Below are 7,285 nucleotides of genomic sequence, written 5' to 3' on the forward strand. Positions count from 1 at the left end.
ATGTCTAAAGCCCGACCAAAACAGGCCGATAACCAGTTATCCCCCTGCACCCCACCGAAGGTCACCATGGCCACGCAAAATGCCCGCGCGGATTCGCTATCCCTGCTGCTGTTCACCCTGCGCAGCGGCAAGCTGATGGCAATCAACCTGCTCAAGGTCAGCGAGATCATCCCCTGCCCGCCGCTGACCAAGCTGCCCGAGTCGCACCCCCACGTAAAAGGCGTGGCAACCCTGCGCGGCCACTCGCTGTCGGTCATCGACCTGTCCCGCGCCATCGGCGAACAACCACTGGCCGACCCACAGGGTGGCTGCCTGATCGTTACCGAGATCAGCCGTTCGCGCCAAGGCCTGCATGTACAGGCGGTCAGCCGCATCGTGCATTGCCTGAGCACCGACATCAAACCGCCGCCCTACGCCTCGGGCACCCGCTCGTTCATCACCGGCGTGACGCGCGTCGACAACACCCTGGTGCAGGTGCTGGACATCGAAAAAGTCATACACGCCATCGCCCCGCCCGTCGCCGAGCCAGCACACGGCACCTTGAACGAAGAAGATGCCAGCCTGCTGGCCGCGGCCAATATCCTGGTGGTGGACGACAGCCAGGTGGCCTTGCAGCAGTCGGTGCACACCCTGCGCAACCTCGGTATCGAATGCCACACTGCGCGCAGCGCCAAAGACGCCATCAACGTGCTGCTGGAACTGCAAGGCACCGCGCAGGAGATCAACATCATCGTCTCCGACATCGAAATGAGCGAAATGGACGGCTACGCCTTCACCCGCACGTTGCGTGAAACCCCTGACTTCCAGCACCTGTACGTGCTGTTGCACACCTCGCTGGACAGTGCCATGAGCAGTGAAAAGGCGACCCAGGCCGGGGCCAATGCCATCCTTACCAAGTTCTCCTCGCCAGAACTGACCGATTGTCTGGTGGTGGCCGCGCGTACCGTGGTGTTCGCCGAGCACTGATATATTCAGCGACAAACTCCCCGGCTGGCCGCCGGGGGTGACTCGGGCATAATTCGCGCCCCTCGCAAGAAAATTGCCGGAATCACATATGAAGCTTCTCAGCGCTATCCTGATCAGCTGTGCCCTCTTCAGCGGTATTGCCCAGGCCTCCAGTAGTCGGGCCTGGAACGAGCAGCGCCAGCAGATGCTCAAGGCCTGCCTGACCGCCAGCCAGTTCAAGGACGCCCACGCCCGCGGCAAGCCCGCCGAGTTCGATGACCAGGCAGGCATGAGTGCCCTGCTGATCGAAGGCGTCTATCCACAAAAGCATATGCAGCAGCGCACCGGCACCGAGCTGTGCCTGTACGACCGCCAGCACCAGCGTGCCTTCGTCAGCGAATGGAGCCCGGAAGCCAAGTGAACGACAGCTTACGTTTCGGCTGTACCGGCTGCGGCAAATGCTGCACCGGCCACCATGTGCCACTGACGCTGGCCGAAGCTCGTCGCTGGGCGGACGATGCCGGCCAGGTGGTGGTATTGATCGAGGCCTTCGTCGTGGACGGCCCTGGCATGCCGCTGGAGCAGCGTGACCATGTGCTGCGACGCTCCCATCCGGTGAATTGCGGCGAGGGCGAGGCACGTATCTCGGTGACCTTTGCTGCATTCAACCCCGGACGTTGCCGTAACCTCGACGCCAACGACCTCTGCACCATCTATGAGCATCGCCCGCTGGTCTGTCGCATCTATCCGGTAGAAATCAACCCACATATTCCACTGCGGCCAGACAGCAAGGACTGCCCTCCGGAGGCCTGGCAACAGGGGCCGGAGCTGATTCACGGCACGCAACTGGTCGATGTGGAACTGCAGGCGCTGGTACAGGCTTCGCGCCAGGCCGACCGTGATGACATTGCGGCCAAGGTGGCGGTGTGCCAGGCATTGGGCATGACTACCAGTGCGCTCAAGGGTAACGGGTTTACCGCTTACTTGCCGGACATGGGGGCGTTTGCTGCGGCGCTGGCGCAGGTGCCGGGGAATGAAGGGGCGCAGTGGACCTTGCACGTGCAGGATGAAGCGCTGACGGCGAGCTTGCAGGCACTGGGTTTGCGCACGACCCATGAAACCCCGGTGTATTACGCCTTTATCGGTTTCTAGCCTGACCATCTTGCCCAGGGCGGCGCACTGTGCAGGTGCTCTAGCACGGGACTTTCGCCGAAAGTCCCATTATTTCACCCAACGATCGTTACCTTTTGCGCAACAGTGCTTATCGCACTTCGCTCTGTTTCGAGTGCACTGAAAGGACTAACTTTACCCCTGTCCTCATTAGCACTTGCACCGCAAGAAGGTAGTTTCAAATGTCCAACAGTATGGGTATTGCCAGCGTCTTCGTCCTGTCTTCCCTGTTGTTGTCGCCACTGGCCATGGCCGAAGAATCCCCGGCTTTCGTTGCCCGTAATGCAGAGCTCGCGGCGGTCCATCAAGAGGCCCGTGACGCTGTAGCCGCAAATAAATCCGACACCGTAAAAGACGCGAAACAGACAGCTTCCAAAGTCACCGTCGACACCAGTGCCGACAGCTGATCAAACGCTGTCACTGCTCCTGTTTTCCCTTGGCTACGCCATGGGCACCTCCGGTGCCGATATGTTAGCCTTTTAAAGGCCGCTGCCAATCAGCGGCTTTTTTTATGTGCTTCAACTCTCAGCCTGGTTGTAACGTCCACCTATAAAAAAGATGCACATTCAAAAATAAAAACTGCCCCACCGTCAGACCAAAGGAGCTAGTACCGGTGCCTTCCGCGTTTCGCTTTACCCCGCTTTTCATTGCGTTGACTGCAACGATCCCTTTCGCCGCTCAGGCAGATGAAGACAAGGCTGATGGCTTCATCGAAGGTTCGTCGTTCAACCTGCATTTCCGTAATGCCTACTTCAACCGCGACAACCATAACGCCGGCGTGCGCGACACCCGCGAGTGGGGCCAGGGCGCGGTGGCACGCTTCGAGTCGGGCTACACCCCCGGTGTGGTCGGTTTCGGCCTGGACGCCCATGCCATGCTGGGCCTGAAGCTCGACGGCGGTGGCGGCCATGCCGGCACCAGCATCCTGCCCGAGCACATCAAGGACGACGGCGAGCTGGGCGCAGCCCCGCACTCGTTTTCCACTGCCGGTGCCGCGGTCAAGCTGAAAGCCTTCGACACCGAGCTGAAAGCCGGGGACCTGTTCCTCACCAACCCGGTGATCGCCGGCGGTGAAACCCGCATGCTGCCGCAGACTTTCCGTGGTGTGAGCCTGACCAACACCAGCATCGACGGCCTGTTGCTCGAAGGCGGCCAGGTCAGCTTCACCCACCCGTACAACCAGAGCGGCCACCGCCGCATCGACACCTACTACGGGTCACTGGACGAGCACGACAAGAGCAAGCACCTGAACTGGGCCGGCGCGTCGTGGAGCGGTACCGAGCACATCACCGCCAACCTGTACGCCGCCGAGCTGAAGGACATCTGGAACCAGTACTACGCGGACTTCGACTACACCTATGTGGTCAATGACCTGGTCAGCCTGAATCCGGGCGTGCACTTCTATCACACCCAGGACACCGGCCAGGCCCTGCTAGGCAAGATCGACAACAACACCTACAGCGTGCACTTCACCGTCAACGCCGGCTTCCACAGCGTCACCGCCGCCTACCAGCGAGTGAACGGCAACACGCCATTCGACTACATCAACCTGGGCGACAGTGTGTACCTGGACAACTCGCGCATGTACTCGGACTTCAACGCGCCGAACGAGCGCTCGTGGAAACTGCAGTACGGCTATGACTTCGCCGGTGTCGGCGTGCCTGGTTTGAGCACTTCGCTGTCCTACTCGCGCGGCGAGGCTGACCTGACCAAGGCTACTCAGGACACCACTCACTACGACTACTACCGCGAAGATGGCAAGAACGCCATGCACTGGGAACGCGACCTGGACGTGAAATACGTGTTCCAGGAAGGTGACCTCAAGGACCTGTCGGTGCTGGTGCGCTATGCCACCCACCGCGGCAGCCAAGGTTATGCGTCGATCGACAGCAACAGCGACAACGATGAAGTGCGGGTAATCGTCGACTACCCACTGAACGTGTTCTGATCTTGCGCTGCAAGCATCGCAAATAGCCCTGTGGGAGCGGGTTCAACCGCGAAGAAGGCACCGCGGTGTTAAGCACCGGCTGCGCCGATTTTCGCGGGTAAACCCGCTCCTACAACGGCCTGTGTCCAATCCCCGGTGTGTGTGTCCACCGCAGATCAATGTTGTAGGAGCGGGTTTACCCGCGAATACGGTAGTGGCGGCAACGGTGAACGGCGGGTGGAGATTGGCCAGCAGGGCCGGCCTCTTCGCGGGTGAACCCGCTCCTACAACGGCCTGCGTCCAATCCCCGGTGTGTGTGTCCACCGCGGATCAGTGTTGTAGGAGCGGGTTTACCCGCGAATACGGTAGTGGCGGCAACGGTGAACGGCGGGTGGAGATTGGCCAGCAGGGCCGGCCTCTTCGCGGGTGAACCCGCTCCTACAACGGCCTGTGTCCAATCCCCGGTGTGTGTCCACCGCGGATCAGTGTTGTAGGAGCGGGTTTACCCGCGAATACGGTAGTGGCGGCAACGGTGAACGGCGGGTGGAGATTGGCCAGCAGGGCCGGCCTCTTCGCGGGTAAACCCGCTCCTACACGACGGCCAATCGAAAAGTACGGTACACCGTGCTTCCGTCGGACAAATCTTGTCCGACAATGCCCGCTTCCCTAGAATATTGCCGCCGCGAATGGCCCTGCCCACGCAGTAGCGAGCATGCCCACCCAATCCCCGCGTTTCGCAGTCTACAGGTCGCACCCCGAGCTGATCCTCAACCTGGGCAGTTGCCTTGCCGTGCTCGCCATCGTGGCCATCGTCAGCTACCTGCTTGCCCGCGAGCGCGAAAGTGTCGAGCAGTCGGCGGTGCGCTCGTCGAACAACATCGTCCAGCTGATCGAAAGCGACATCCTGCGCAACGTCGAACTCTACGACCAGTCACTGCAAGGCCTGATCTGGGCCGTCGGGCGCAAGGAACTGCCGGAGGTCTCCGGTCCGATACGCCAGCGCCTGCTGTTCAATGAAGCCTTCATCGACCGCAAGCGCGGTGACGTGCTGTGGCTGGACAAGCAAGGCAATGTCGTCGGCGACTCCACCAGCAGCGTGCCACGCAAGGCCAACTTCGGTCACACCGGGGTGTTCAAGGCTCACCAGCAGAATGCCAACCTCGGTTTGCTGGTGGGCCCCCCTTTCAAGGCCAAGCTCGGCGACCTGGACTGGTGTATCAGCTTCAGCCGGCGCATCTCCGGCCCCAATGGCGAGTTCGCCGGGTTGGCAGCGGGTGCGCTGCGCCTGTCGTACATCAGTGAATTGTTCCAACGCCTGGACATTGGCCACGACAGCAGCATCAACCTGTTCAATACCGACGGGCAGTTACTTGTCCGCCAGCCCTACCGCGCGCAGGACCCACTGATTGGAACCTCCTACACCGAACGGCCCAATTTCAAGCGCATCATCGCTGAACAGAGCGGTAACTTCACCGCCCGCTCCGACATCAACGGCAAGCTCCGCATGTTCACCTTCGCCCGAGTCGCGCAGTTGCCCCTGATCGTGCTGGTGGTGCACTCGGCCGACGAGGTGTTCGAGTCCTGGCGCCGTACCGCCATTGTAGTCAGCGTCGCCACCGGCGCTCTGTGCGTGGGCATTCTCTGGCTGACGTTGCTGCTGGGCCGCGAACTGCGCCGCCGCCACGAAGCAGAAGAAGACCTGGCCATGCTCGCTTCCACCGATAGCCTGACTGGCCTGGCCAACCGCCGCAAGCTGGACCATGTGCTACGCCAGGAATGGGCCCGCGCCCAACGTAACCGTAAGCCGCTGGCGATATTGATGGTGGATGTGGACCACTTCAAGGCATTCAACCAGCGCCATGGCCACGCCGGTGGCGACCATGCCTTGCGCGAGGTGGCCCGGGCCATCGAAGCATGCATTCGCCGCCCGGCGGACCTGGCCGCGCGTTACGGTGGGGAGGAGTTTCAGGTGGTGCTGCCGGAAACCGATCTGGCCGGGGCCCAGCTACTGGCTGAACGCATCCGCGCCAGCGTCGAGGCGCTGGCGCCGTTTGCAGATGATGCTCACGCCGTGACCGTGAGCATCGGTATCGGTCTGTCCGGCACCCAGCAGGACCTTGGCAGGCTGCTGGGTGCTGCGGACGAAGCGCTCTACCGGGCCAAGGCCAATGGCCGCAATCGGGTAGAGGGCCCGCTCGATTAGGAGCGGGCGCGAGCGGCGTTGCGCAGGGCCTTGACCTGGTCATGGTTGCGCTGCACGCCTTGCAGCTGCTTCTCCACCAGGCTGTAGGTCATGTCGCTGGCAGTGCGGCCCAGTTTCACCAGTTTCTCACGGGCTTCCTTGTAGGCCTTGAGGGCGTGGTCCTCGCCACGTTCCACCTCGTTCAGCACCGCCTCCTCGTCCTTGCCGGTGACCATCGACTTGAGGTTGACCCAGCCGCGGTGAAGGTCGCCACTGATGCTGGTGGAGGTTTCCGGGTCGCCGCCCAAGCGACGGACTTCGCCCTGCAATTCACTGGCAGCGCTGGCGCACTCACCCGCGCGCTGGACGAAGAACGCTTTCAGCTCGGGGTTCTTCACATCATCGGCCGAAGCCTTGAAACCTTTCTCGCCATCCTTGCTGTACTCGATCAGGTCGTTGAGTACGTCGATCACGTCTTTGTTGGGGTTGCTCATGGTCGAACTCCTTGGCAGGTGATAGTCCTCTAGGGAAATGCAGCGTTCGTGCCACGCTTAACACAAAAATAAATTTCTTTTTATTCAATGACTTACATACAAGAGACGACAGCTGGTAACGGCGTTCTGCATGATTGCCGCTTGGGGCTTCGTGCAGATTGCAGTATGGTCGGCGCCTTTCCACAGCCAGGTGCGCGCAGATGAAGCCGGAAACCCTCGAACTACTGGTGACCCGCAGCATGCCGTTCGGCAAGTACCAGGGGAGAATCATTGCGGATCTGCCGGGGGACTACCTGGCGTGGTTTGCGCGCAAGGGCTTTCCGGCAGGGGAACTGGGTGGGTTGCTGGCGTTGATGCATGAGATCGATCACAACGGGCTGGGTGATCTGCTGGTGCCGTTGCGGCAGAAGCATCGCCGTTGAAAGGCCAACGCGGGCTCTGTGGGAGCGGCCTTGTGTCGCGAAAGGGCTGCGAAGCAGCCCCAGATTTTAAGCTTCGCAACGTATATTTCCGGGGGCGCTTTTCGGCCCATTAGCGACACAAGTCCGCGCCCACAGAACGAGTTCT

8 protein-coding genes are annotated in these 7,285 nt (G+C 61.2%); 7 read left to right on the forward strand and 1 reads right to left on the reverse strand.

Going from position 1 to position 7,285, the window contains the following annotated elements:
- Positions 1 to 66: 66 nt before the first annotated feature.
- The 6 genes from ACYCCG_RS24955 to ACYCCG_RS24980 all read left to right on the forward strand — a co-directional run bounded on the left by ACYCCG_RS24955 (position 67) and on the right by ACYCCG_RS24980 (position 6,245).
- The gene (locus ACYCCG_RS24955; RefSeq protein ID WP_021781736.1) at positions 67 to 966 is read left to right on the forward strand and encodes a chemotaxis protein; all 900 of its coding nucleotides are present in this window, start codon (positions 67 to 69) and stop codon (positions 964 to 966) included.
- An 88-nt stretch (positions 967 to 1,054) separates the two neighbouring features.
- Positions 1,055 to 1,366: a hypothetical protein gene (locus ACYCCG_RS24960; protein WP_176685702.1), complete on the forward strand. Its 312-nt coding sequence runs from the start codon at positions 1,055 to 1,057 to the stop codon at positions 1,364 to 1,366.
- A complete protein-coding gene (locus tag ACYCCG_RS24965; protein ID WP_209967972.1) occupies positions 1,363 to 2,097 on the forward strand; it encodes a YkgJ family cysteine cluster protein in 735 nt (244 codons plus the stop codon). Before ACYCCG_RS24960 ends, ACYCCG_RS24965 begins: the two co-directional genes overlap by 4 nt.
- A 200-nt stretch (positions 2,098 to 2,297) precedes the next feature.
- Positions 2,298 to 2,522, forward strand: a complete 225-nt coding sequence (locus tag ACYCCG_RS24970; RefSeq protein ID WP_176685700.1) for a hypothetical protein — start codon at positions 2,298 to 2,300, stop codon at positions 2,520 to 2,522.
- Positions 2,523 to 2,728: 206 nt separating this feature from the next.
- Positions 2,729 to 4,063 (forward strand): OprD family porin, encoded by a 1,335-nt coding sequence (locus tag ACYCCG_RS24975; RefSeq protein ID WP_003247305.1) that lies wholly within the window; start codon positions 2,729 to 2,731, stop codon positions 4,061 to 4,063.
- A 691-nt stretch (positions 4,064 to 4,754) separates the two neighbouring features.
- A complete protein-coding gene (locus tag ACYCCG_RS24980; RefSeq protein ID WP_176685007.1) occupies positions 4,755 to 6,245 on the forward strand; it encodes a sensor domain-containing diguanylate cyclase in 1,491 nt (496 codons plus the stop codon).
- On the opposite strand, the gene ACYCCG_RS24985 is transcribed toward ACYCCG_RS24980, so the two are convergent.
- Entirely contained in the window at positions 6,242 to 6,718 is a 477-nt protein-coding gene (locus ACYCCG_RS24985) for a ferritin-like domain-containing protein (RefSeq protein WP_176685006.1), read from the reverse strand. The two genes, ACYCCG_RS24980 and ACYCCG_RS24985, sit on opposite strands and share 4 nt — an antisense overlap.
- A gap of 200 nt (positions 6,719 to 6,918) precedes the next feature.
- Between ACYCCG_RS24985 and ACYCCG_RS24990 the strand changes: the two genes are divergently transcribed.
- Complete coding sequence (locus tag ACYCCG_RS24990; protein WP_003247308.1) at positions 6,919 to 7,140, forward strand: DUF3820 family protein; 222 nt, start codon at positions 6,919 to 6,921, stop codon at positions 7,138 to 7,140.
- The last annotated feature ends 145 nt before the right edge of the window (positions 7,141 to 7,285 follow it).

It is taken from the genome of Pseudomonas sp. VEM90 (genome assembly GCF_054611535.1).

Coding starts and splice junctions, on each gene's coding strand:
- ACYCCG_RS24990 (WP_003247308.1), top strand. CDS start 6,919: ATGAAGCCGGAAACCCTCGAACTACTGGTGACCCGCAGCATGCCGTTC.
- ACYCCG_RS24960 (WP_176685702.1), top strand. CDS start 1,055: ATGAAGCTTCTCAGCGCTATCCTGATCAGCTGTGCCCTCTTCAGCGGT.
- ACYCCG_RS24980 (WP_176685007.1), top strand. CDS start 4,755: ATGCCCACCCAATCCCCGCGTTTCGCAGTCTACAGGTCGCACCCCGAG.
- ACYCCG_RS24955 (WP_021781736.1), top strand. CDS start 67: ATGGCCACGCAAAATGCCCGCGCGGATTCGCTATCCCTGCTGCTGTTC.
- ACYCCG_RS24970 (WP_176685700.1), top strand. CDS start 2,298: ATGTCCAACAGTATGGGTATTGCCAGCGTCTTCGTCCTGTCTTCCCTG.
- ACYCCG_RS24985 (WP_176685006.1), bottom strand. CDS start 6,718: ATGAGCAACCCCAACAAAGACGTGATCGACGTACTCAACGACCTGATC.